The organism is Nocardioides mesophilus, from assembly GCF_014395785.1.
GTDB lineage: Bacteria > Actinomycetota > Actinomycetes > Propionibacteriales > Nocardioidaceae > Nocardioides_B > Nocardioides_B mesophilus.
Genome location: NZ_CP060713.1, coordinates 3,309,475 through 3,335,108, shown reverse-complemented (window position 1 = coordinate 3,335,108; position 25,634 = coordinate 3,309,475). Strand labels below are relative to the sequence as shown.

The following is a 25,634-nucleotide window of genomic DNA, read 5'->3' as shown; positions in this document are numbered from 1 at the left end:
CCGTCAGCGGCCCCGGAACTCCGCCTTGCCCGGGCCGTTCTCCAGGAACGAGGTCATGCCGATGCTGCGGTCCTCGGTGGCGAAGAGCGCCGCGAACTGGATCCGCTCGATCTCCAGGCCGGTGGCGAGGTCGACCTCGAGGCCCTTGTCGATCGACTCCTTCGCCGCGCGCAGCGCGTAGGCCGCTGCACCGGTGAACTGGCGCGCCCAGGCCAGGGCCTCGGCGTACACCTGGTCGGCGGGGACCAGCCGGTCCACCAGACCGATCGCCAGCGCCTCGTCGGCCTTGACGAAGCGGCCGGTGAAGATCAGGTCCTTGGCCTTCGAGGGCCCGACCAGCCGGGTGAGCCGCTGGGTGCCGCCGGCGCCGGGGATGATCCCGAGCAGGATCTCCGGCTGACCCAGGGTGGCGTCGTCGGCGGCGATCCGGATGTCGGCGCACAGGGCGAGCTCGCAGCCCCCACCGAGGGCGTAGCCGGTGACCGCCGCCACGACCGGCTTCGGGATCGCGGCGACCGCGGAGAGCGCCGACTGCAGCCCGCCGGAGCGCTCGACCATGTCCGTGTAGGACATCGCCGCCATCTCCTTGATGTCCGCGCCGGCAGCGAAGACCCGCTCGCCGCCGTACACCACGACCGCGCGGACGTCGGCCCGCTCCGCCGCCTCGAGGGCGGCGGCCCGGATCTCCTCCTGCACCTGCACGTCGAGGGCGTTCATCTTCGGGCGATCGATGCGGATCGTTCCGACACCGTCCTCGACCTCGAGCCTCACGAACTCACCCATGCGGCACCTCTTCCTCATCCGTTCGGCCAGACTGCGGTACATCTGTTGGTCCGTGCACCCTAGTTGGTGCGACATCGGCCAGAATGGCGGCATGCACGACGACGGAGCGGCCACGGTCTGGCCCGGAGAGCACCAGCCGCTCGGGGCCACGTGGAGCGAGGAGAGCACCAACTTCGCCGTGTTCGCGCCCGAGGCGACCGCCGTGGACCTGTGCCTGTTCGAGGAGCACGACGGCACGCTCGTCGAGACCCGGCACCGGCTGACCGAGAAGACACTGGGCATCTGGCACGGCGCGATCCCGCACCTCCCCGTCGGTCAGCGCTACGGCTTCCGGGCCGACGGGCCGTGGGCGCCGGGACGTGGTCGGCGCTTCAACCCGGCGAAGCTGCTGCTGGACCCGTACGCCCGGGCGATCTCGGGCGAGGTGACGCACCACGACGCGCTCCACGCCCACGTCCGTCCGAACCGGCGCGACGACGCCGAGACCCGGTCGCAGAAGTTCCACACCCGCGACGAGCGGGACTCGGCGCCGTACGTCCCCCGCTCGGTGGTGGTGCACGACCCGTTCGACTGGGGCGACGACCGCTCCCCCAAGGTGCGGCTGACCGACACCGTCGTCTACGAGCTTCACGTGAAGGGCTTCACGAAGCTGCACGACCGGGTCCCCGAGCACCTGCGCGGGACGTACGCCGGCCTGGCGACCCCGCCCGTGGTCGACTACCTCAAGGACCTCGGGATCACCACCGTCGAGCTCCTCCCGGTGCACGAGATCGTCCCCGAGCGGCACGTCGCCCGGCTCGGCCTGACCAACTACTGGGGCTACAACTCGATCGGCTTCTTCGCCCCGCACCACGGCTACTCCGCGAGCGGCGACCGCGGCGGTCAGGTCACCGAGTTCAAGCAGATGGTCAAGGCGTTGCACGCCGCCGGCCTCGAGGTGATCCTCGACGTGGTCTACAACCACACCGCCGAGGGCGGCCCGGACGGGCCGACGCTGTGCTTCCGCGGGCTCGACGACTACGGCTACTACAAGCGCGTCCAGCCCGACCAGGACCCGTACTTCGACGTCACCGGCTGCGGCAACACCTTCGACACCACGTTCCCCGGCGCGCTGCGGCTGATCCTCGACTCGCTCCGCTACTGGGTCACCGAGATGCACGTCGACGGGTTCCGGTTCGACCTCACCCCGGCCCTGACCCGCGACCGGACCGCGATCGACCTGCGCGGCTCGTTCCTGTCCGCGGTCGCCCAGGACCCGGTGCTGCGGCACGTGAAGCTGATCGCCGAGCCGTGGGACGCGAGCATGGACGGCTACCAGGTGGGCCGGTTCCCGCCACCGTGGGTGGAGTGGAACGACCGCTACCGCGACACCGTGCGCGACTTCTGGCGCACCAGCTCGGGCGGCATCCGTGACCTCGCGTACCGGCTGTCGGGCTCCTCGGACCTGTACGCCGACGACGGCCGGTCGCCGTACGCCTCGGTCAACTTCGTCACCGCCCACGACGGCTTCACGATGCGCGACCTGGTCTCCTACGACCAGAAGCACAACGAGCCCAACGGCGAGCGGAACACCGACGGCGCCAACCACAACCGGTCCTGGAACTGCGGGGTGGAGGGCGAGACGGTCGATCCCGGCATCGTCGCGCTCCGGCACCGGCAGGCGGCCAACCTGATGGTGACGCTCTGCCTCTCCGCGGGCGTCCCGATGATCACCGCGGGTGACGAGCGGGGCCGCACCCAGCTGGGCAACAACAACGCCTACAGCCAGGACAACGAGACGTCGTGGGTGGACTGGCGCCCCGACGACGCCTGGCTGGACCTCTACGACATCACCAAGACCGCGCTGCGGCTGCGGCGCGAGCACCCCGCGCTGCGGCAACGGCACTTCCTGGAGGGTCGGCCCGCCGTGCCCGGCGGCCCCAAGGACCTGGCCTGGATCCACCCCGACGGTCGCGAGATGGCCGAGCAGGACTGGTACGACGAGGGCCTGCACACGCTCGGCATGTTCGTCTCCGGCGATCCGCTCCGGGCACCCGGGCCGCGCGGCGAGCGGCTCCGCGACGCGTCGTTCCTGATCTGGTTCCACGCGCCGCCCGAGCACGGCAAGGTCGTGGTGCCGGTCAACGACTGGCTGCAGGTCGGCGAGGTCGCGCTCTCCACCGACCCCTTCCACCCGACCGGCGAGAAGGTCGAGGCCGGCGACGTGCTGCGGGTCAGCGGCCGCTCGATGATCGTGCTGCGCCAGCTCTGACCCGCGACGTTCCGCGAGGTTCCGCGAGGTTCCGCGACGACGGAACCGGCCGCCCCCGCCACGGTCGTGGGCGGGGACGGCCGGTCAGCCGATCGGTCTCCGGTGTGTCAGGCGGAGGGGTAGGTCACGCAGCCGAGCTCCGCCGGCCCGGCGAGGTGCTCGTTGCGCGGCAGGATCCGCACCGTGTAGCCGAAGGTGCCCGAGGAGGTCAGCGGGACGCTGCCCTCGAAGCGGTGCCGGCCGGCCTCGTAGCTCTCGGTGAGCGTGAGCGACTCCGACGTGACGTCGACGAGCTCGTCGTCGCTGCCGGTGCGCCCGTGCACGACCTGGACCTCCACGTCGTCGGGCTCCAGGGAGCCGAGCGAGGCGAAGACCTTGAGCTCGAGGGTCTGCCCCATCTCCGGGGCGTCGGTGACGCCCTCGGACTCGACGTGGTCGATGCTCACGCCGGCCCACGCCCCCCGCACGCGCTGCTTCCACTCGGCGAGCTCCTGCGCGCCGGCGTAGTCGCCGTTGAGGGTCCGCGAGCTGGTGGCGGCCGGGGTGTAGAGCTTGTAGACGTAGTCGCGCACCATCCGGTCGGCGAGGACCTTGGGGCCGAGCGACTTCAGCGTGTGCCGCACCATCTCGATCCAGCGGTACGGCGTGCCCTCGTCGTCGTGGTCGTAGAAGCGCGGCGCGACCTCGTTCTCGATCAGGTCGTAGAGCGCGGTGGCCTCGATGTCGTCACGGCGGTCCGGGTCGTCGATGCCGTCGGCCGACGGGATCGCCCAGCCGTTGTTGCCGTCGTACCACTCGTCCCACCAGCCGTCGAGGATGGAGAGGTTCAGACCGCCGTTGAGCGCGGCCTTCATGCCCGAGGTGCCGCACGCCTCGTAGGGACGCAGCGGGTTGTTCAGCCACACGTCGCAGCCGGGGTAGAGCGGCTGCGCCATCGCGATGTCGTAGTTGGGCAGGAACACGATGCGGTGCCGGACCTCGGGGTCGTCGGCGAACCGGACGATCTCCTGGATCAGCTTCTTGCCGCCCTCGTCGGCCGGGTGCGCCTTGCCGGCGATGACCAGCTGCACCGGACGCTCGGGGTTCAGCAGGATGCGCTTGAGCCGGTCGGGGTCGCGCAGCATCAGCGTGAGCCGCTTGTACGACGGGACACGGCGCGCGAACCCGATCGTCAGCACGTCCGGGTCGAGCGCGGAGTCGATCCAGGTCAGCTCGGCCGGCGCCGCGCCGCGCTTGCGCCAGGACTTCGCCAGCCGCTTGCGGGCGTCGGCGACGAGGTGCTCGCGCAGGATCCGCTTGGTCGCCCAGATCTCCTTGCCGGACACCCGGTCGGCGACCTCGAAGACCTGCTCCGGGGAGTCGGCGTCGGGGTCGGGACCGGGCTTGATGCCCTGCGCACGGACCAGGTCGAAGATCTCGCGGGCCACCCAGGTCGGGGCGTGCACGCCGTTGGTGATCGAGATGATCGGCCGCTCGGTGCGGTCGAACTGCGGCCACAGGCCGCCGAACATGTCGCGGCTGACCTCACCGTGCAGCTGGGAGACGCCGTTGGCGCGCTGGGAGAGCCGGAAGCCCATCACGGCCATGTTGAAGACCGACGGGTCGCCGCCGGGGTAGTCCTCGGTCCCGAGGGCGAGGATCTTGTCGACGGGGACGCCCGGCTGGGCGTTCTCGCCGCCGAAGTACTGCGCGATCAGGTCGCGGGGGAACCGGTCGATGCCGGCCGGCACCGGGGTGTGCGTGGTGAAGACCGTCCCGGCGCGGGAGACCTCCAGGGCGGCGCCGAAGTCGAGGTTCTGCGTGCCCATGTCCTCGGTGAGCTCGCGGATCCGCTCGAGACCGAGGAAGCCGGCGTGGCCCTCGTTGGTGTGGAAGACCTCGGGCGCGGGGTGCCGGTGAGCCGGTTGAAGGCGCGGATGGCGCGCACGCCGCCGATGCCGAGCAGGAGCTCCTGACGGAGCCGGTGCTCGGTGTTGCCGCCGTAGAGCCGGTCGGTGACCTGCTGGATCTCGGGGCTGTTCTCCTCCACGTCGGAGTCGAGCAGCAGCAGCGGCACGCGGCCGACCTGGGCCACCCAGATCCGAGCGGTCAGCGAGGCGTCGCCGGGCAGGCCGATCTCGACCTTCGCGACGTTGCCGGCCTCGTCGCGCAGCAGCGAGATCGGCAGGCCGTCGGGGTCGAGGACGGGGTAGGTCTCCTGCTGCCAGCCGTCACGGGAGAGGAACTGGCGGAAGTAGCCGTGCCGGTAGAGCAGGCCCACGCCGATGATCGGGACGCCCTGGTCGCTGGCGGTCTTGAGGTGGTCGCCGGCGAGGATGCCGAGGCCGCCGGAGTACTGCGGGAGGACGGCGGTGATGCCGAACTCCGGGGAGAAGTAGGCGATGGCGCGGGGGGCGTCGGGCCCGGCGGCGCTCTGGTACCAGCGGTCGCCGGTGAGGTACTGCTCGAGGTCGGCGCGGGCGTGCCGCAGCCGCTCGAGGAAGCCCTCGTCACCGGCGAGCTCCTGCAGCCGGGAGGACTTGACCGCGCCGAGCAGCTTGACCGGGTCGTGACCGACGCGCTCCCACTGCTCGGGGTCGACCGAGGCGAAGACGTCCTGGGTCTCGGGGTGCCAGGACCAGCGAAGGTTCCCGGCCAGCTCGCCCAGCGGCACCAGCGCTTCGGGCAGGACAGGACGGACGGTGAATCGTCGGATTGCTCTCACCCGAGCACCGTAGCGGATTTCGACTTGAACGATCCAATGGTTCAGACAGATGACCGAAACGTGACCAACCGCGTAACCCGGACCACCTGCGGCCGTTGAAGGGGTGCTCCACGATCCCGAGCACCGGAACCCTCACCCGGAGGCACCTCTTGTCCCCTGCGCCCGCCGCTCCGCCACCCCTCCCGCAGACCCCGCCGCGCACCCGCACCCGGCGCCGGTCCGGCACCTCCGCCCGGCGCCGCGGTGCCGCCGGACTGCTCGCCACCGCGCTCGCCGTCAGCGTGGCCCAGCTGCCGCTGAGCAGCTTCGGCGCCGACCGCACCGGCCCCGCCGCCGCGGCCTCGCGCGGGTGGGGCGACTCCCCCGCCGGCCTCGGCGACCTCGACACCCGCGGTACGGCGGCGCCGACACTCACCCAGCGCCGCGCGGCAGCGGCCCTCGGCGCGACCGTGCGCTGGAACGCCTTCGGCACGCCGTCCTCGATCTTCTCCCCCTCCGGGAGCCTCGGCTCCACCGGCGGCGCCGACGCGGTCACGGCCGCCCGCGACTGGGTGCGGACCCACCGCTCGCTGCTCGGGCTGAGCTCGAGCCAGGTGGAGGGCCTGGAGCTGGTGAACAACCAGAAGCTCGCCGGCTCCCGCGCCCGGGCGGTGCTGCTGCGCCAGCGGTTCGGACAGCTGTCCCCGGCGCTGGCCAGCATGGTCACCGTCGGCGTGGCCGACGGCCGGATCGTCTACGTCTCCTCGTCCCTGACCCGGACCACCGGCACGCCTGCCGCGCCGGTGCTGAACGCCGAGCAAGCCTGGCTCACCGCGGCCACCAACGTCGGCGAGAGGCTGAGCCTCTCCGACATCACCAGGTCGGTCGACCCGGTCACGCGCGGGGACTGGACCCGGATGCGGGTCACCGGCCTGGCGCAGGAGCAGCTGGCCCGGCTGCGGGCGCTCGCCCTCGCCGACGGCACGGTGCGACCGGTCTTCGAGACCAACGTGGTCGACGTGCAGGGCGGCTCGGCCAAGGCCTACACGGTGATGGTGGACGCCGTCACCGGCGCGGTCCTGCACCGCGAGAACCAGGTGGAGCACTCCAGCGACGTACAACCCTTCAACGGGGAGATCACGGCGACGCAGTGCGGGCCGCGACACGAGTTCGAGCTCACCGACGCCAACACCCGGCAGATCGCGGTGGTCGCCTCCACCGTGAACCCGGCCAACGACATCACCATCAAGCTGTTCGGAGCGAACGGCGAGCCGCTCTCCTCCGCGGACCTCGGGACCAGCCCCGAGACGCTCACCTACGCCCCGGGCGGCACCCTGCCGAAGGGCGTCTACGCCACCCAGGTGTGTCCCTACGAGAGCCCCACCGTCCCGTTCACGGCCCCCGGCACCTACACCGCCGTGGTGACCACCTCGGACTCCACGGGTCCGCAGGCTCAGGTGCCGTACCCGCCGAAGTGGGCGTTCTTCACCGCGAACCCCTCGCTGGACTTCTCCACCGACACGGTCCCCGGCAACCGCAAGGTCGGCTGCTGGGAGGACCAGGTCGACGGGGCCCGGGTGCCGGGCTGCGACCTCGACCTCGTGAACCTGGCCGCGAAGGCACCCTGGGACTACAGCTTCGACTCCCAGACCCCCACCTTCACCACGATCGGCAACGCGGCGAACACCCACGAGGCCTGGGCCAGCCCGCTCACGCCGGGAGGCCTGTTCCAGGCGCCGGTGTCACCGACCCGGGAGTACACCCCGGCGTTCACGGACGCCTGGCAGAACAGCAGGTGCAACCCGGCCAACCTGGTCCCGGGAGGCAACGACATCGATGCCTCCGTGACACAGCTGTTCGCCTCCCACAACCGGATGCACGACTACTCCTACTTCCTCGGCTTCACCGAGCAGAACTACAACCTGCAGCAGAACAACCTGGGCGCGAACCCGGACCCGACCCGGGAGAACGACCCGGAGGTCGGCAACGCCCAGGCCGGCGGTGTCACCGGGGCCAGCCCAGCTTCCTCGGCCGGGACAACGCGAACCAGATCGCGCTGCAGGACGGCGTCCCCGGCATCACCAACCAGTACCTGTTCCAGCCGATCGCCGGGGCGTTCTACGCGCCGTGCACCGACGGCAGCTACGACATGAGCATCGTCGGCCACGAGTACACCCACGCGATCAGCAACCGCATGATCGGCGGACCCGACGAGGGGATCACCTCCGAGCAGGGCGGAGCCATGGGCGAGTCCTGGGGTGACCTGGTCGCCGGGGAGTACCTCTTCAGCCACCAGTACTCCAACGGCGCGAACCCGTGGGCGGTCGGCCCCTACGCCACCGGGAACAGGACCGAGGGCATCCGGGACTACCCGATCAACGCCAACCCGCTGACCTACGGCGACTACGGCTTCGACAGCACCGGGGTCGAGGTGCACGCCGACGGCGAGATCTGGAACGGCACCCAGTGGGACGTCCGGCAGGCCCTGGTGCGCAAGTGGGACCGGGCCTACCCCTCCGGCAACGACCGGCTGCAGCGGCGCTGCGCCGACGGGACCGCCACCAAGGCCCCGCTGGAGGCCAGCAAGTGCCCGGGCAACCGCCGCTGGGTGCAGCTGATGTTCGACGCCTTCCTGCTCCAGCAGGGCGCCACCAGCATGCTGGATGCCCGCGACGCCATGCTCGCCGCGGACCAGATGCGCTTCGCCGGGGTCGACCAGTTGGTGCTGTGGCAGGCGTTCGCGCGCCGCGGGATGGGCAGCGACGCCCGCACCGCCGGCGCCGATGACGGCCAGCCGGTGCCCGGCTACCGGGCCCCCGGGACCAAGTCGGCCACGGTGCGCTTCGCTCCGGTCCTGGTCGACGAGGCCGGCCGGACCGCTCGCGGCCGGATCTACCTCGGTCGCTGGGAGGCCAGGGCGACGCCGTCGGCCGACACCCTGCGGGGCACGCCGCTCGACGAGTCGCTGAAGATGGCTCCGGGCCGCTACGACGTGCTGTTCGCCGGGCAGGGCACCGGGCTCAAGCGGTTCACCCTCACGGTCAAGGCCGGCCAGCGGCTGACCAAGACACTGAGGCTGGAGAGCAACGTCGCCTCGGGCAGCAACGGGGCCCGGGTGGTCGGCTCGAGTGCCGGCAGCCTCAACGCCGGCTACCTCATCGACGACACCGAGGCGACGAGCTGGGCGGGCGTGAACGCCGAGCAGAGCGTCGACGCCGCGAACCCCTACGTCGTCATCGACCTGGCCGGCGGCAAGCACACGCTGCGCTCGGCCCGGGTGAGCGCGATGCTGCGGCCGGCCGCCGAGGCGGGCACCGACCCGCAGGACGACCCGGACTCGGGATCGCGGTTCACGGCGTTGCGCCGGTTCGCGATCGAGACCTGCGTGCAGGCACCGGGCACCGACTGCACGGGTCCGAGCGCGGTCTGGAAGCGGGTCTACGTGAGCCCGGCGTCGGCCTTCCCGGCGGTGCGGCCGCGGCCGGTGGCGCCGAAGCTGGCGCTGCGCACGTTCCCGCTGCCCGACGTACGCGCCTCCCACGTGCGGTTCGTCGCGCTCGAGAACCAGTGCACCGGCTTCGCCGGCTACGCCGGGGAGCTCGACAGCGACCCGTTCAACGCCACCGACTGCAAGGCTGCCTCCGACGCCGACCTGTCGGTGCGTGCCGCCGAGCTGGAGCTGTTCGACTGATCCATGCTGCGGAGGCCGTCCACCCCCTGCGGGAGGACGGCCTCCGAGGCACGTCCGGGGGCGGGTCCGGGCATGCTTGCGCGGCTTCGGGGGAACGCGCGAGGCCACCGTCACTCCCGCGGTCGGCACGTCGCGGGGAGCACACCGGATCGGTGAGATGCGCAGGTTTCCTGACCCGCCCGAGGCGGTACGTTGACCCCATGGTCGGACGAATCCCCGTCATGGACGTCACCCCTGTCATCGAAGGAGGTCGGTACGCCGCCAAGGCCGCTCTGGGCGAGCCCTTCACCGTCAGCGCGCTGGTCTTCCGCGAGGGCCACGACGCGCTCAACGCGGACGTGGTGCTCATCGACCCCCGGGGCAAGCGCCGGCCGCCGGTGCGGATGCACCCGCGACCCGAGGAGGTCGGTCGCTGGGAGGCGGACGTGGTCCCCGACGCGGTCGGGCCGTGGACCTTCGAGATCGAGTCGTGGAGCGACCCGGTCGCGACCTGGCGGCACAACGCCGAGATCAAGATCCCGGCCGGGATCGACGTCGAGCTGATGTTCACCGAGGGCGCGCTGCTGCTCGAGCGCGCCGTCGCGGAGCTCCCCCGGCGGGCGAAGGGGCGCTCGACGCTCAACGAGGCGCTCAAGGGCATCCGCGACACCCGGCGTCCCGACCCGGTGCGCTACGCCGCCGCGGTCTCCTCCGACGTCGACGAGGTGCTCGCCGCCTACCCGCTGCGTGACCTGGTGACCACCGCCGGGCCCTACCCGTTCTTCGCCGACCGCGCCCTCGCCCTGACCGGCAGCTGGTACGAGTTCTTCCCCCGCTCCGAGGGCGCCTACGTCGACGCCACCACCGGCAAGACCGTCTCCGGCACCTTCGCGACCGCGTCCGAGCGCCTCGACGCGGTGGCCGCGATGGGCTTCGACGTGATCTACCTCCCACCCGTCCACCCGATCGGCGAGGTCAACCGCAAAGGGCCGAACAACACCCTGGACCCGGGCCCGGACGACGTCGGGTCGCCCTGGGCGATCGGTTCCAAGGACGGCGGCCACGACGCGATCCACCCCGACCTGGGCACCTTCGAGGACTTCGACGCCTTCGTGGCGCGGGCCCGTGAGCTCGGCCTCGAGGTGGCGCTCGACCTGGCGTTGCAGGCCGCGCCCGACCACCCCTGGGTCACCTCGCACCCCGAGTGGTTCACGACCCGGGCCGACGGCACCATCGCCTACGCCGAGAACCCGCCGAAGAAGTACCAGGACATCTACCCGGTCAACTTCGACAACGACCCACAGGGCATCGCCAACGAGGTGCTCCGCATAGTCCGGCTCTGGATGAGCCACGGCGTGCGGATCTTCCGCGTCGACAACCCGCACACCAAGCCGGTGCAGTTCTGGGAGTGGCTGCTCGGGGAGATCCGCAAGAGCGACCCGGACGTCGTCTTCCTCTCCGAGGCCTTCACCAAGCCGCCGATGATGCGGGCGCTGGGCACCGTCGGGTTCCACCAGTCCTACACGTACTTCACCTGGCGCACCGCCAAGTGGGAGATCGAGGACTACTTCAACGAGCTGTCACACGAGAGCAGCGCGGTGCTGCGGCCGAACTTCTTCGTGAACACCCCCGACATCCTGCACGGCTTCCTGCAGTACGGCGGCCCGGCGGCGTTCAAGATCAGGGCCGCTCTGGCCGCGACCGGCTCCCCCAGCTGGGGGGTCTACGCCGGCTTCGAGCTCTACGAGCACGTCGCGGTGAAGCCCGGCAGCGAGGAGTACCTCGACTCCGAGAAGTACCAGATCCGGATCCGGGACTGGAAGGCCGCGGAGACGGAGGGCCGGACGCTGGCGCCGTACCTCACCCGGCTCAACGAGATCCGCCGCGAGCACCGAAGCCTGCAGCTGCTGCGCAACCTCACGGTGCACAGCAGCGACGACGACGCGGTCGTCGTCTACAGCAAGTCCGCGCCCGCCGTGGACGGCAACCGCGCCGACCCCGGCAGCCTCGAGGACATCGTGATCGTGGTCGTGAACGTCGACCCGCACGGCACCCGCGAGACGACCGTCAACCTCAACATGCCCGCCCTGGGCATGGACTGGCACGACCAGTTCTCAGTGCACGACGAGATCACCGGCCAGTCGTGGACCTGGGGCCAGCGCAACTACGTCCGTCTCGATCCCTACTACGAACCCGCTCACATCCTCACCGTCCGGAGGGCCATCCCCTGATGAGCGCCGAACAGCACGAGATGCCCCCGACCGCCGAGGGCCTCCCCGACCACCAGCCGGACTGGTTCAAGACCGCGGTCTTCTACGAAGTCCTGGTGCGCTCCTTCAAGGACAGCAACGGCGACGGCGTCGGCGACTTCAAGGGCCTGACCGAGAAGCTCGACTACCTGGAGTGGCTCGGCGTCGACTGCCTGTGGGTCCCGCCGTTCTTCACGTCGCCGCTGCGCGACGGCGGCTACGACGTCGCCGACTACGTCGACATCCTCCCCGAGGTCGGCACGGTGGACGACTTCCACCACTTCCTCGACGAGTCCCACGCCCGGGGCATCCGGGTGATCATCGACTTCGTCATGAACCACACCTCGGACCAGCACCCCTGGTTCCAGGCGAGCCGCTCGGACCCGGAGGGGCCCTACGGTGACTTCTACGTGTGGTCCGACACCGACGAGCTCTACGACGACGCCCGGATCATCTTCGTCGACACCGAGCCCTCCAACTGGACCTGGGACCCGGTGCGTCAGCAGTACTTCTGGCACCGCTTCTACAGCCACCAGCCAGACCTGAACTTCGACAACCCGAAGGTCCACCAGGCCATGTTCGAGGCGCTGTCGTTCTGGCTCGACATGGGCATCGACGGCTTCCGGCTCGACGCGGTCCCCTACCTCTACGAGCGCCCCGGCACCAACGGCGAGAACCTCAAGGAGACCCACGACTTCCTCAAGGACGTCCGCACCTACGTCGACGAGCACTACCCCGACCGGGTCCTGCTGGCCGAGGCGAACCAGTGGCCCTCGGACGTCGTCGACTACTTCGGCGACTTCGAGAAGGGCGGGGACGAGTGCCACATGTGCTTCCACTTCCCCGTCATGCCCCGCATCTTCATGGCGGTCCGCCGCGAGTCGCGCTTCCCGATCTCGGAGATCCTCGAGCAGACCCCGGCCATCCCCGACAACTGCCAGTGGGGCATCTTCCTGCGCAACCACGACGAGCTGACCCTCGAGATGGTGGCCGACGAGGACCGCGACTACATGTGGGGCGAGTACGCCAAGGACCCCCGCATGAAGGCCAACATCGGCATCCGCCGCCGGCTGGCGCCGCTGCTGGACAACGACATCAACCAGATGGAGCTGTTCACCGCGCTGCTGCTCTCGCTGCCGGGCTCGCCGGTGCTCTACTACGGCGACGAGATCGGGATGGGCGACAACATCTGGCTCGGCGACCGCGACGGCGTGCGCACCCCCATGCAGTGGACGGCCGACCGCAACGCGGGCTTCTCGGTGGCCACCCCCGGGCGGCTCGCCCTGCCGGTGATTCAGGACCCCGTCTTCGGGTACCAACGCGTCAATGTCGAGACCGAGCTGGAGAACGCCTCGTCGCTGCTGCACTGGACGCGGCGCATGATCCACGCCCGCCGCAAGCACGCGGCGTTCGGGCTGGGCAGCTTCAGCGACCTGGGCGGCTCGAACCCGAGCGTGCTCACCTACGTGCGCGAGTACGAAGCCCCGGACGGCACCGTCGACCGGGTGCTCTGCGTGCACAACCTGTCCCGCTTCCCGCAGCCGGTGGAGCTGGACCTGCGCCGCTTCGAGGGGGTGGCGCCGATCGAGCTGCTCGGCGGCGTCCGGTTCCCCGAGATCGGCGAGCTGCCCTACCTGCTCACCCTCGGCGCCTACGGCTTCTACTGGTTCCGGCTCCCGGCACCGGCCAGCGAGCGCTCGATCGGCGCGGTGCCACCGCTGCCGAACGACCCCACCCTCCAGGAGGGGAGCACCTCTTGATCAAGGCCTTCGAGCAGTTCATCGGCTCCGCACGCTGGTTCGGCGGCAAGGGACTCGCGTTCCAGGTCTCCGACGTGCGGCGGGTCGGCACCCTCGGCACCGCCGACGTGGACGGCACGCCGTACGTCGGGATCGAGCTGGTCACCGTCGACTACGACGAGGGCGGCGCCGAGACCTACCAGGTGCCGGTCGCCTACTACGCGGAGCCCCAGGAACGCCTCGAGCACGCGTTGATCGGCTCCTGGGACGACGAGAAGCTCGGCCCGGTGCACGCCTACGACGCGATGCACGACCGGGCCGTGACGCGGCTGTGGCTGCAGGCGTTCAACGTCGGCCACTCCCAGGACGGCCTGACCTTCCACCGGTTGACCGGCCACGAGCTCGACATGGACACGCACTCGACGCTGTTCTCCGGCGAGCAGAGCAACTCCTCGCTCGCCTTCGGCGACGACAGCCTGATGAAGGTGTTCCGCAAGGTCACCCCGGGTCGCAACCCGGACATCGAGATCCACGCCGCGCTCACCGAGGCCGGCAGCGAGCACGTCGCGGCGCTCTACGGCTGGCTCGAGCTCGACCCCACCGAGGAGACCGGTGGCGAGCCGGTCCAGCTGGCGATGCTGCAGCAGTTCCTGCGCACCGCCAGCGACGGCTGGGACCTGGCCCTGGCCAGCGTCCGCGACCTCTACGCCGAGGCCGACCTGCGCGCCGACGAGGTGGGCGGCGACTTCGGCGCGGAGTCCCGGCGGCTCGGGGTGGCCACCGCCGAGGTCCACGACGCGCTCGCCGCCGCGTTCCCCAGCCAGCAGTGGGGGCCCGCGGAGCTCTCCGCGCTCGCCGACGCGATGCGGTCCCGGCTCGACGCCGCGGTCGCCGCCGTCCCGGAGCTGGCGCCGTACGCCGACCCGCTGCGCACCATCTTCGACGCCGTCGAGCAGGTCACCTCGCGGGTCGTGGTGCAGCGCGTGCACGGCGACTTCCACCTCGGTCAGACGCTGCGCACCGCCCTGGGCTGGAAGATCGTGGACTTCGAGGGCGAGCCAGCGAAGCCGCTGGCCGACCGGATCGCCCCGGACTCCCCCTGGCGCGACGTGGCCGGCATGCTCCGCTCGTTCGACTACGCCGCCCACGCGGTGGAGGCCGACGTGGAGCCCGAGCTCAACGAGAACAGCCAGATCGCCTACCGGGCCCGGGAGTGGGCCAGCCGCAACCAGGACGAGTTCCTGGCCGGTTACACCGAGTTCAGCACCCGCACCCCGGACGGCACCGTGCTGCCCGACCAGCAGGTGCTCCTCGACGCCTACCAGGCGGACAAGGCGGTCTACGAGACGATCTACGAGGCCCGCAACCGGCCCGACTGGATCGGCATCCCGCTCGGCGCGATCAAGCGGCTGACCGCCCCCGCACCTCATGACCGAGCCGGCCGGACCGGCGCCGACGACGTACCCGAGGAGAACTCGTGACGAGCACCATCCGCCCGCTCGACCGCAGCATCCTGGACCAGGTCGTGTCCGGCCGGCACGGCGACCCGCACGCAGTGCTCGGTGCCCATCCGCACGGCGGCACCACGACGGTGCGGGTCTTCCGCCCGCTCGCGGAGTCCGTGGTGGTGGTGCACGACGGCAAGCGGGTCGACCTGACCCACGAGCACGAAGGCATCTGGGTCGGCGTGCTCGACGTGCCGGAGCCCCCGGACTACCGGCTGGCGGTCAGCTACGCCGGCGCGGAGCCCACGCTCGTCGACGACGCCTACCGCTACCTCCCGACGCTCGGCGAGATGGATCTGCACCTGATCAACGAGGGCCGCCACGAGCAGCTGTGGGACGTCCTCGGCGCGCACGTGCGCCACTACCAGTCCCCCACCGGCGACGTCACCGGCACCTCGTTCGCCGTGTGGGCGCCGCACGCCAAGGGCGTCCGGGTGAAGGGCGACTTCAACCACTGGGACGGCCGCGAGCACCCGATGCGCCAGATGGGCGTCTCCGGGGTCTGGGAGCTGTTCGTCCCCGACGTCGGCTCCGGCACGCGCTACAAGTTCCTGATCCTGGGCGCCGACGACGTGTGGCGCGAGAAGGCCGACCCGATGGCCTTCGCGGCCGAGGTGCCGCCGCTGACCTCCTCGATCGTCCACGAGCCCGGCTACGCCTGGAACGACGAGGCGTGGATGACCTCGCGCGCCGAGCGCAGCGACGCCCACGCCCAGCCGATGGCGATCTACGAGATGCACCTGGCGTCGTGGAAGAAGCACCACGGCGGCGGCATGTACTCCTACGCCGAGCTCGCCGACAACCTGGTCGACTACCTCGCCGACATGGGGTTCACCCACGTCGAGCTGATGCCGGTCATGCAGCACCCCTTCGGCGGCTCGTGGGGCTACCACGTCACGTCGTACTTCGCCGCCGACTCCCGCTTCGGCGACCCGGACGGGCTGCGGCTGCTCATCGACCGGCTCCACCAGGCCGGGATCGGCGTCATCCTGGACTGGGTGCCGGGCCACTTCGCCACCGACGAGTGGGCGCTGGCCCGCTTCGACGGGACCCCGCTCTACGAGGACCCGAACCCCCAGCGCGGCTGGCACAAGGAGTGGGGCTCCCACATCTTCAACTTCGGCCGCAAGGAGGTGCGCAACTTCCTCTACGCCAACGCGCTGTTCTGGCTGGAGGAGTTCCACGCCGACGGCCTGCGCGTCGACGGCGTGGCCTCGATGCTCTACCTCGACTACTCGCGCGACGAGGGCCAGTGGTCGCCCAACATCCACGGCGGCCGCGAGAACCTCGAGGCGGTGGAGTTCCTCCAGGAGATGAACGCCACCGTCTACAAGCGGGTCCCCGGTGCGGTGACCATCGCCGAGGAGTCCACCTCCTGGCCCGGCGTCACCCGGCCGACCCACCTCGGCGGCCTCGGCTTCGGGTTCAAGTGGAACATGGGCTGGATGCACGACAGCCTCGGCTACGTCGAGAACGACCCGGTGCACCGGCAGTACCACCACGGGCAGATGACCTTCTCGATGGTCTACGCCTACTCCGAGAACTACATCCTGCCGATCAGCCACGACGAGGTCGTGCACGGCAAGGGTTCGCTGCTGCGCAAGATGCCCGGCGACCGCTGGCAGCAGCTGGCGAACCTGCGTACGTACCTGGCCTACATGTGGGCGCACCCGGGCAAGCAGCTGCTGTTCATGGGCGCCGAGTTCGGCCAGGAGTCGGAGTGGGCCGAGGGCCGCGAGCTCGACTGGTGGCTGCTCGACCACAGCGAGCACCGCGGCGTGCAGAGCCTGGTGCGCGACCTGAACCGGATCTACCGCGACTCCCCGGCCCTGTTCACGCTGGACACCGAGGGCGCCGGCTTCGAGTGGATCGACGCCAACGACTCGAGCAACAACGTGTTCAGCTTCGTCCGGCGCGGCTCCGACGGCTCGGAGATGGTGTGCGTGGCGAACTTCTCCGCGGTCCCGCACCACGACTACACGCTGGGCCTGCCGGCCGCGGGCACCTGGGTGGAGGCGCTCAACACCGACGCCGACCTCTACGCCGGCTCCGGCGTGGGCAACCTGGGCGAGGTGCGCGCCGAGGCGAAGCAGTGGCACGGGATGCCGGCGTCGGCGACCGTGACGCTGCCCCCGCTGGGCACGCTCTGGCTCAGCCGGCGCGACTGAACCGCTTCCGGCGGCTGGCTAGGGTGATCGGGTGCCCGACTCCCTCCCCCCGCAGCCGACGCTGAGCGACGGTGTCGTCGTCCTGCGACCGTGGCGGGACGACGACATCGCCGAGGCGATCGCCGGGCACGACGAGGAGATCGCGCACTGGTTCGGCTTTCCGGTGGTGCAGCCGTCCTACGAGCAGCACCGGGCCGCCGTCGAGGACTGGCGCCGCTGGTACGCCGAGGGCCGCAGCCGGGTCAGCTTCGTGGTCGAGCACGACGGCCGCCTGGTGGGCAGCGTGGAGGTCCAGGACCGGGGCAACCGGACCGCCCGGCTCTCCTGGGTGCTCTACTCCGGGCACCGTGGTCAGGGCTTCGCCACCCGCGCGGTCCGGCTGCTGATCGGCTACGCCCTCGACGAGCTCGACATGCAGCGGGTCGAGGCCGAGGTCGAGCCCGGCAACGAGCGCTCGCTGCGGGTGGCGACCCGCGCGGGGATGCACCGCGAGGGCGTGAAGCGGGTCGCCCCGGGCACCGGGGACCGCCCCGAGACGACGGAGTACGTCGTCCTGGCGCGGCTGGCCTCGGACCCGCCGCTGAGCGACCCGACCGGTTTCCGGACCCTGCTGAACTCGTTCCTCCCGCGCAAGCGCGCGATCGCCCAGATGCTGCTGCGCGACCCCGAGGACCGGGTGCTGCTGTGCGAGCTGACCTACAAGCGGGACTGGGACCTGCCCGGCGGCGTGGTCGAGGTCGGCGAGTCCCCGCAGCTCGCCGCGGTCCGGGAGGTGGAGGAGGAGCTCGGCCTGAAGCTGCCGATCGGTCCTCTCGTGCTGACCGACTGGCTGCCGCCGTGGGGAGGCTGGGAGGACGCGCTGTGCCTGGTCTTCGACGGCGGCGTGCACGCTCCCGACGTCCTGCACGACGTGGTCAAGCAGGAGCGGGAGATCCGCTCGGCCCGGTTCTGCACCGTCGAGGAGGTCCGCGACCGGGCCACCGACTTCACCGCCCGCCGGGTCGAGGCGGCGTTGCGCAACCTCTCCGCGGACCCGGGCGGGACCCGGCCCTACACCGAGTCCGGCCGCTGACCCTCAGGCCGCCGGGCCGACGCTGCGCCGGCCGGCCCCGGGTCCGGCGGGCGCGGCCGGGTCCCGGGCCTGCCGGTAGCGCTCGACCACCAGGTCGACCAGGCGGGGGTCGGGCGGAAGGCCGGTCTCGAGCAGCGGGGCGGTGACCAGGTCGGCGCCGGCCTGGTGCAGCCGGCGCTGGAAGAAGCCGGCGGCCAGCAGGTAGGAGGCCAGCACGACCCGGCGGTCCGGCTCCCGCTCCCGCAGCCGGGCGACCGCCTCGGTCACCCGCGGCACCCGGGAGGCGCCGTAGGCGATGCGCACCCGACCACCCCGGGCGGCGGCGAGCTCGCGGGCGGCGGCCCGCACCGAGGAGGCCGCGCGGTCGTCGGAGGAGCCGGCGGCGGCGAGCAGCACCAGGTCGTCCGGTCCGGCGCCCACCGCGGCGAGCCGGTCCACCAGCAGCGAGGTGAGCCGCGGGTCGGGACCCAGCGCGTCGCTGACCCGCGCCTGCGGCCACGCCGCGACGGCCTCGGCGATGTCCACGTGCACGTGGAAGCCCGCGGCGAGCAGCAGCGGGACGACCACGACGTCCCCGCGGTGCCCGGTGACCACGTCGGCGACGTACGGCCCGTGCACGTCGACGTACGCCTCGCTGACGGGTACCTCGACCGCGGCCGCGACCGCGGTCACCAGGCCGGAGACGGCGGCGGTGCCGTCGGTGTCGGCGGTGCCGTGCGAGCAGGCCACCAGGGCGGGGTCCTTCACGCGCTCTCCTTCGTCGCCAGCAGGTAGCCGCGCTTGGTCACGGTCCGCACCAGCCTCCGCGACCCGCAGGCCTCACGCAAGCGGGCCACCGCGAGCTCTGCGGCGGGAGACCAGCAGTGCGCGGGGCGGGCCGGTCAGAACAGCGCGGAGGCGAGGTCGCGACGACCCTTGAGCACCCGCGGGTCGTCGTTGCCGACCGCCGCGAACAGGCCGAGCAGGTGGGTGCGCGCCCGGTCCCGGTCGTCGCCGGAGGTACGCCGGACCAGGTCCACCAGCCGGGCGAACGCGTCGTCGACGTGGCCGCCGGCCAGGTCCAGGTCGGCCACCAGGGTCTGGGCGTCCACGTCCTCGGGCTGGTCGGCCGCGGCCTGCCGGGCCTGCGCCAGGTCCGCGCCCTGGGTGCGCTGGAGCACCTTGGCCATCGCCAGACCGCCCGCGGCCTCGACGTCGGCGGGGTTCGCGTCGACGAGCTTCTGGTACTCCGCGACCGCGCCGTCGAGGTCCCCGGCGGCCAGCGCGTCCTGGGCGGGGGCGTAGCGCGGGTCGAGCAGCTCCTCGCCCTCCTCCTCGGCCATCGCCTGGGTGAGCGGCTGGTGCCGACCGGCGACCCCCTGGGTGGCGAGCTGCTGCATCACCTGGGTCAGCGCGGCACGCAGGTCGTCGATCGGCGCGACCTCCTGGAACAGCGGCATCGGACGGCCCTGGACCACCGCGACGACGTACGGCACGGTCGGGATCTGGACGGCCTGCGCGATCTGCGGGACCGCGTCGACGTCGACCCGGCCCAGGAGGTACTTGCCCTCGAACTCGTCGGCCAGGGTGGTCAGGTCGTCGGCGAGCTGGGCGCTGGCCGGCATCTGGGTGCGCGAGTAGAAGACCATCAGCACCAGCGCGTTCATCGACGCCTCGAGCACCTGCTGGAAGTTCTCCTCGGCGACCTCGACGGCGTAGGAGCCGGCGGGTCCCGCGCTGCCCGGGGCGGGAGACGCAGCACTGCCCGGCCGCGGTCCCGCTCCGGGGGCACCGCCCGCCGGACGCTTGAGGGCGGACAGGTCGACGGCGCCGGGACGCGAGAACGGTGTCGTGCTCATGAGGCCATTCTGACCGACGCACGGTCGGCGCCGACACGGGGCCGACTTGAGCGGCTCCAGCGCCGGACTAGGGTGGCTAAGTCCCCCCCTGTACCGATTCCGAGGAGCTCCATGACCGTCACCACCAGCAGCACTCCCGCCACCGACTCTCTCGCCGGCGCGTCCGGCGGCTACTCGATCGGCGGCGACCTGCCGGTGGTCCGGCTCGGCTACGGCACGATGCAGCTGACCGGTGACGGCGTCTGGGGCGAGCCGCGCGACCGCGACCAGGCGATCCGCGTGCTGCGACGCTCGGTCGAGCTCGGCATCACGTTCTTCGACACCGCCGACTCCTACGGTCCCGAGGTCGCGGAGCAGCTGCTGCGCGAGGCGCTGCACCCGTACGCCGACGACGTGGTGATCGCCACGAAGGCCGGACTCACCCGCCAGGGCCCGGGCATCTGGACGCCGGTCGGCCGGCCGGCGTACCTCCGCCAGCAGTGCGAGCTCAGCCTGCGCCGGCTCGGCCTGGAGCGGATCGACCTCTTCCAGCTGCACCGCATCGACCCCGACGTCCCGCTCGAGGACCAGGTCGGTGAGCTCAAGCAGCTGCAGGACGAGGGCAAGATCCGCCACATCGGCCTCTCCGAGGTCAGCGTGGAGCAGCTGCAGGAGGCGCAGAAGACCGCGACCATCGTCTCGGTGCAGAACCTGTTCAACCTCGCCAACCGCGACGCCGAGCCGCTGCTCGAGCACTGCGAGCGCAACGACATCGCGTTCATCCCGTGGTTCCCGCTGGCCACCGGCGAGCTGTCCAAGCACGACGGCCCGCTGGCCGAGGCCGCCGAGCGCCACGACGCCACCCCGTCGCAGCTGGCGCTGGCGTGGCTGCTGCGCCGTTCCCCGGTGATGCTGCCGATCCCCGGCACGTCGAGCGTGGACCACCTGGAGTCGAACACCGCGGCGGCGCGGATCGAGCTGACCGACGAGGAGTCTGCCGCCCTCTCCGCCGCCGTCTGAGAGCTCGGCACGGCCCCTGCACAGTCACCCCGTCGGCAGGGCGGACGCCCTCGACGGACCTAGTCGGACACCCATCAAGGAGGAGCGCCATGCGCTACACCAATCTCGGCTCCACCGGTCTCGAGGTCTCGGTGCTGACCCTGGGCTGCATGAGCTGGGGCGACCCGGCGCGTGGCGGGCATCCGTGGGTGCTCGACGAGGACGCCGGCCGGTCGGTGATCAAGGACGCGCTGGAGGCGGGCGTGACGGTCTTCGACACCGCGAACGTCTACTCCGGCGGCAGCAGCGAGGAGATCACCGGCCGGGCGCTGAACGACTTCGCCCGGCGCGAGGACGTCGTGCTGGCCACCAAGGTGCACGGCCGGATGCGGCCGGGTCCCAACGGCGCGGGTCTCTCGCGCGCGGCGATCATGACCGAGATCGACCACAGCCTGCGCCGGCTCGGCACCGACTACGTCGACCTCTACCAGATCCACCGGTGGGACCCGCACACCCCGATCGAGGAGACGATGGAGGCGCTGCACGACGTGGTGAAGGCCGGCAAGGCCCGCTACATCGGCGCCTCCTCGATGTACGCCTGGCAGTTCGCGAAGGCCCAGCACGCCGCCGACCTCGGGGGCTGGACGCGGTTCGTCTCGATGCAGAACCACTACAACCTGATCTATCGCGAGGAGGAGCGGGAGATGCTGCCGCTCTGCGAGGACATGGGCGTCGGGGTGCTGCCGTGGAGCCCGCTGGCACGAGGTCGCCTCACCCGGGAGTGGGACGCGACCACGGCCCGCACCGAGACCGACGAGTTCGGCTCCAGCCTCTACCGCGACGAGGACCGGGCGATCGTGGAGACGGTCGGCCGGGTCGCGGAGCGGCGCGAGGTGCCCCGGGCCCAGGTGGCGCTGGCCTGGTTGATGGCGCAGCCGGGCGTCACCTCACCGATCGTGGGCGTCACCAAGCCGCACCACCTGCACGACGCGGTGGCCGCGGTTGACCTCGAGCTCAGCGACGAGGAGCTCGAGGAGCTCGGCGCGGGCTACCTGCCGCACGCGGTCGCCGGGCACCGCTGACCCCTCGGCACGACAGCGGGCCCGCGCGTCGGAGACGGACATGCAAACAGTGCGCTGGCGAGGCCTGGCACAGGCGCATGGGGGACACCAATGCATGTCCGGTTACGACGCCCGCCGGGCCCGGCCCATCGTCTCGGCGTGGACGGCCGCCGCGGCCCTGTGGACAAGCGCGCGCACGTGGCGCCCGAACGCGTCAGGCTGACCGCCATGAACGTTGCCTCCCATCTCGTCCGGCTCGGTGGCGTCGCCTCGCGCGCGGACCTCATCGCTGAGACCTCGCGCGCTGACGTGGACCTGGCCCTCGCCGCGGGTGAGATCGTCCGGCTCTCGCGTGGCCGGTACGCCGCGCCGGTGGCGCACGATGCTCTTCGTGCCGCCGGCGGACTGTGCGGTGTGGTGTCGCACCGCAGCGCCGCGCTGCACTGGGGGTGGCAGGTCAAGCAGCCGCCGCCGCACCCCGACGTCACCGTGCCGAGGAGCCGTCGTCGACGTGCGCACTACGGCAGTGACGTCTGCCTGCACTGGGCAGACCTCGCGCCCGGCGACATCGACGGGTGGGTCACTTCTCGGCGCCGCACCCTGGTCGACTGCCTGCGCCTCCTCCCCTTCGACGAGGCGCTCACGATCGCCGACTCGGCGCTCAGGAACGGCAGCGTGACGCCCGCCGAGCTCCGGGCCATCGCGGCGGGGATGAGCGGGCGCGGTGCCCGACGAGCACGGCGAATCGCCGACGCCGCCTCGCCGCTGGCGGCCAACCCGTTCGAGTCGGTGCTCCGCGCGATCGGCCTCGACGTACCAGGGCTCGACCTGCGACCGCAGGTCGTCATCGCGGACAAGCAGGGTCGTGGACGGCCCGACCTCGTGGACGTGGAACGACGGCTCGTCGTCGAGGCCGAGTCGCACTCCTGGCACAGCCGCCGCGGCGCGCTCCGAAGGGACTGTCGCCGCTACACCAAGCTGGTGCTGCTCGACTGGAGGGTCCTGAGGTTCGCCTGGGAGGACGTGATGTTCCACCCCGACTACGTGCGCGAGTGCCTGGAGGCGTTCGTCGCGCTCGTAGACGGACCTACGAAGGTGCACGAGGCGAGGAAGAGCGCCGCCTGATCCGCGACGGTGCAGCCCTGTCTGCATGTCCGGCGACGCCTCGCCGGAGCAGACCGGCGACACGACCTGGTGGATGAAGCCGCGGGTCAGAATCTGGCCGGCTCGCGGTACTCGCCCCAGACCGCGCGCAGCGCGTCGCAGATCTCGCCGAGCGTGGCCTCGGCGCGGCAGGCGTCGAGCATCGCCGGGATCATGTTGTCGTCGCTGCCCGAGGCCGCCACCATCCGGGCGATGGCCTCGTCGACCGCGGCCTGGTCGCGTCCGGCCTTGCGGGTGGCCAGCTCGCGGACCTGATCGACCTCGACCTCGTGCGAGACCCGGAGGATCTCCAGGTCGTGGGTGATGGACTCGGCGTGGCAGTTGACGCCGACGATCTTCTTCTCACCCTTCTCCAGGGCGACCTGGTACTGGAAGGCGGCCTCGGCGATCTCCGACATGAACCAGCCCTCCTCGATGCCGCGCAGGATGCCCCGGGTCATCGGCCAGACGGCTCCGTCGGGTGTCCCGGTGCCCTGGCGCACGGCCTCGGCCAGCGCCTCGGTGTCGCGCGAGGTCATCGTGGACCCGCCCATCGCGAGGATCTTGTCGAAGATCGCGTAGGCCTCGGCCTCGATCTTGTCGGTGAGCGCCTCGACGTACCAGGAGCCGCCGAGCGGGTCGGCGACGTTGACGACGCCGGTCTCCTCCATGATCACCTGCTGGGTGCGCAGCGCGATCTCGGCGGCCTGCTCGCTGGGCAGCGCCAGCGTCTCGTCGAGCGCGTTGGTGTGCAGCGAGTTGGTGCCGCCGAGGACCGCGGCGAGCGCCTCGACGCCGGTGCGGACCACGTTGTTGTAGGGCTGCTGCGCGGTCAGCGAGACGCCGGCGGTCTGGGTGTGGAAGCGCAGCCACTGCGCCTTCTCGGTCTTGGCGCCGTAGACGTCGCGCAGCCAGGTCGCCCAGATCCGGCGGGCGGCGCGGAACTTGGCGATCTCCTCGAAGAAGTCCACGTGGCTGTCGAAGAAGAACGACAGGCCGGGGGCGAAGCTGTCGACGTCGAGGCCGCGCGAGAGGCCGAGCTCGACGTAGCCGAACCCGTCGGCGAGCGTGAACGCGAGCTCCTGCGCGGCGGTCGAGCCGGCCTCGCGGATGTGGTAGCCGGAGACCGAGAGCGGCTTGTACGCCGGGATCCTCTCGTCGCAGTACTCCATCAGGTCACCGATGAGGCGCAGGTGCGGCTCGGGTGCGAAGAGCCACTCCTTCTGCGCGATGTACTCCTTGAAGATGTCGGTCTGCAGGGTGCCGTTGAGCTTGCCGGTGTCGACGCCCGCTCGCTCGGCGGCGACGATCATCATGCAGAAGACGGGCACGGCGGGGCCGCTGATCGTCATCGAGGTGGTGACGTCGCCGAGGTCGATGCCGTCGAAGAGCGTCTCCATGTCGGCGGTCGAGTCGATCGCCACCCCGCAGTGGCCGACCTCGCCGAGCGCCTTCGGGTCGTCGCTGTCGCGGCCCATCAGCGTCGGCATGTCGAAGGCCACGCTCAGGCCGCCTCCGCCACGACCCAGGATCATCTTGTAGCGCTCGTTGGTCTGCTGGGCGTTGCCGAAGCCGGCGAACTGGCGGATCGTCCAGGCGCGACCGCGGTAGCCGGTCGGGTAGAGGCCGCGGGTGAACGGGAACTCCCCGGGCCACTCCGACCCGTCGGTGCCGTAGGCCGGCTCGACCTCCAGGCCCGACACGGTGGTGAAGTCCGCCTCGCGGACCCGCCCCTGCTCGAGGGAGCGGGCGTAGCGGTCCTCCCAGCGGCGGCGTGCGGACTCGGCGGGTGTGGCGTCCTGGGTCATGCCCCGATACTAGGACGTCCTACTATCTCCCGTCGAGCCGCGCGGTCGCAGAACACCATGGGATGTCGGACTTTTGACGCTCCCCATGGGCCACAGCCCCCGGGAAGCATCAGAACGCCGACATCCCGTGGTAATCCCGGGACGCGGGAGGCGCGGGTCAGAAGTCGCCGGCCTGCTCGCGCACCGGACGCAGCAGCTGGGAGAGCTCGTGCAGCTGGGCCGGGTCCAGGGCGGTCAGCGCGAACCGGGCGGCGACCAGGTCGGCGGTGGCGCGCTCGACCAGCTCACGGCCGGCGTCGGTGATCTCTGCCAGCACCGCGCGCCCGTCCTCGGGGTGGCGACGGCGTACGACGAGCCCGGCGGTCTCCAGCCGGTCGACGATCGAGGTCACCGAGGTGGCATGCACCTGCAGCCGCTCCCCCATCTTGCCCAGCGGCAGCGCGCCGGTCCGCGAGAACGTGAGCAGCACGAGCGCCTCGTAGCGGGCGAAGGTCAGCCCGTGCGGACGGAGCAGCTCGTCGAGCTCGGCGAGCACCAGCTGCTGGACCCGCATCAGTGACGTGACGGCGTGCATCTGCTCGACGGCACCCCAGCGCAGACCCCACTGCCGGGCGGCCTCGTCGATCGGGTCGAACGGCAGTTTCCTCCCCATGCTCGGACACCCTAGTGCCGACCGCGGCACCCGC

General features: G+C 71.4%; 17 protein-coding genes and 1 pseudogene. 11 read left to right on the top strand and 7 right to left on the bottom strand.

All coding sequences use genetic code 11. The features are described from left to right. Nucleotides 1-3: 3 nt before the first annotated feature. Nucleotides 4-783 (bottom strand): enoyl-CoA hydratase/isomerase family protein, encoded by a 780-nt coding sequence (locus tag H9L09_RS16070; RefSeq protein WP_187577859.1) that lies wholly within the window; start codon nucleotides 781-783, stop codon nucleotides 4-6. Between the two features lie 91 nt (nucleotides 784-874). Between H9L09_RS16070 and glgX the strand changes: the two genes are divergently transcribed. Continuing rightward, complete coding sequence (gene glgX, locus H9L09_RS16065) at nucleotides 875-3,034, top strand: glycogen debranching protein GlgX (protein WP_187577858.1); 2,160 nt, start codon at nucleotides 875-877, stop codon at nucleotides 3,032-3,034. Between the two features lie 107 nt (nucleotides 3,035-3,141). On the opposite strand, the gene glgP is transcribed toward glgX, so the two are convergent. Both glgP and H9L09_RS22690 read right to left on the bottom strand, forming a co-directional pair. Next, complete coding sequence (gene glgP / locus H9L09_RS16060; RefSeq protein WP_343065238.1) at nucleotides 3,142-4,863, bottom strand: alpha-glucan family phosphorylase; 1,722 nt, start codon at nucleotides 4,861-4,863, stop codon at nucleotides 3,142-3,144. Between the two features lie 134 nt (nucleotides 4,864-4,997). Then, nucleotides 4,998-5,687, bottom strand: a pseudogene (locus H9L09_RS22690) (DUF3417 domain-containing protein); the annotation flags it as partial. Nucleotides 5,688-5,887: 200 nt separating this feature from the next. Between H9L09_RS22690 and H9L09_RS22515 the strand changes: the two are divergent. The 7 genes from H9L09_RS22515 to H9L09_RS16030 all read left to right on the top strand — a co-directional run bounded on the left by H9L09_RS22515 (nucleotide 5,888) and on the right by H9L09_RS16030 (nucleotide 18,120). Then, a complete protein-coding gene (locus H9L09_RS22515) occupies nucleotides 5,888-7,870 on the top strand; it encodes a M36 family metallopeptidase (protein ID WP_281390766.1) in 1,983 nt (660 codons plus the stop codon). Next, entirely contained in the window at nucleotides 7,768-9,408 is a 1,641-nt protein-coding gene (locus tag H9L09_RS16055; RefSeq protein WP_281390860.1) for a M36 family metallopeptidase, read from the top strand. Before H9L09_RS22515 ends, H9L09_RS16055 begins: the two co-directional genes overlap by 103 nt. Nucleotides 9,409-9,608: 200 nt before the next feature. Further along, nucleotides 9,609-11,618 (top strand): alpha-1,4-glucan--maltose-1-phosphate maltosyltransferase, encoded by a 2,010-nt coding sequence (locus tag H9L09_RS16050; RefSeq protein WP_187577856.1) that lies wholly within the window; start codon nucleotides 9,609-9,611, stop codon nucleotides 11,616-11,618. Next, nucleotides 11,618-13,396: a maltose alpha-D-glucosyltransferase gene (gene treS, locus H9L09_RS16045; protein WP_187577855.1), complete on the top strand. Its 1,779-nt coding sequence runs from the start codon at nucleotides 11,618-11,620 to the stop codon at nucleotides 13,394-13,396. Before H9L09_RS16050 ends, treS begins: the two co-directional genes overlap by 1 nt. Then, a complete protein-coding gene (locus H9L09_RS16040; RefSeq protein WP_187577854.1) occupies nucleotides 13,393-14,856 on the top strand; it encodes a maltokinase N-terminal cap-like domain-containing protein in 1,464 nt (487 codons plus the stop codon). The genes treS and H9L09_RS16040 overlap by 4 nt, the downstream gene beginning before the upstream one ends. Continuing rightward, entirely contained in the window at nucleotides 14,853-17,048 is a 2,196-nt protein-coding gene (glgB, locus tag H9L09_RS16035; RefSeq protein WP_187577853.1) for a 1,4-alpha-glucan branching protein GlgB, read from the top strand. Before H9L09_RS16040 ends, glgB begins: the two co-directional genes overlap by 4 nt. Nucleotides 17,049-17,079: 31 nt before the next feature. Beyond that, a complete protein-coding gene (locus H9L09_RS16030) occupies nucleotides 17,080-18,120 on the top strand; it encodes an NUDIX hydrolase (protein ID WP_187577852.1) in 1,041 nt (346 codons plus the stop codon). A gap of 3 nt (nucleotides 18,121-18,123) precedes the next feature. Here the strand turns inward: H9L09_RS16030 and H9L09_RS16025 are convergent, their stop codons facing one another. Both H9L09_RS16025 and H9L09_RS22510 read right to left on the bottom strand, forming a co-directional pair. Continuing rightward, nucleotides 18,124-18,867 carry a sirohydrochlorin chelatase gene (locus H9L09_RS16025; protein ID WP_187577851.1) on the bottom strand — a complete coding sequence of 248 codons (744 nt, stop codon included), beginning with the start codon at nucleotides 18,865-18,867 and terminating at the stop codon, nucleotides 18,124-18,126. A gap of 134 nt (nucleotides 18,868-19,001) precedes the next feature. Continuing rightward, nucleotides 19,002-19,958, bottom strand: a complete 957-nt coding sequence (locus tag H9L09_RS22510; RefSeq protein WP_187577850.1) for a tetratricopeptide repeat protein — start codon at nucleotides 19,956-19,958, stop codon at nucleotides 19,002-19,004. A gap of 111 nt (nucleotides 19,959-20,069) precedes the next feature. Here H9L09_RS22510 and H9L09_RS16015 point away from each other — a divergent pair, with 111 nt between their 5' ends. From H9L09_RS16015 to H9L09_RS16005, 3 genes are all read left to right on the top strand, one after another. Then, complete coding sequence (locus H9L09_RS16015) at nucleotides 20,070-20,957, top strand: aldo/keto reductase (protein WP_187577849.1); 888 nt, start codon at nucleotides 20,070-20,072, stop codon at nucleotides 20,955-20,957. 89 nt (nucleotides 20,958-21,046) lie between these two features. Continuing rightward, the gene (locus H9L09_RS16010; protein ID WP_187577848.1) at nucleotides 21,047-22,018 is read left to right on the top strand and encodes an aldo/keto reductase; all 972 of its coding nucleotides are present in this window, start codon (nucleotides 21,047-21,049) and stop codon (nucleotides 22,016-22,018) included. Nucleotides 22,019-22,225: 207 nt separating this feature from the next. Further along, on the top strand, nucleotides 22,226-23,122 hold the full coding sequence (locus H9L09_RS16005; RefSeq protein WP_187577847.1) for a hypothetical protein: 897 nt from the start codon (nucleotides 22,226-22,228) through the stop codon (nucleotides 23,120-23,122). 86 nt (nucleotides 23,123-23,208) lie between these two features. Here the strand turns inward: H9L09_RS16005 and icmA are convergent, their stop codons facing one another. Then, a complete protein-coding gene (gene icmA, locus H9L09_RS16000) occupies nucleotides 23,209-24,948 on the bottom strand; it encodes a coenzyme B12-dependent isobutyryl-CoA mutase large subunit (protein WP_187577846.1) in 1,740 nt (579 codons plus the stop codon). Between the two features lie 157 nt (nucleotides 24,949-25,105). Beyond that, entirely contained in the window at nucleotides 25,106-25,600 is a 495-nt protein-coding gene (locus H9L09_RS15995; protein WP_187577845.1) for a MarR family winged helix-turn-helix transcriptional regulator, read from the bottom strand. Nucleotides 25,601-25,634 lie beyond the last annotated feature (34 nt).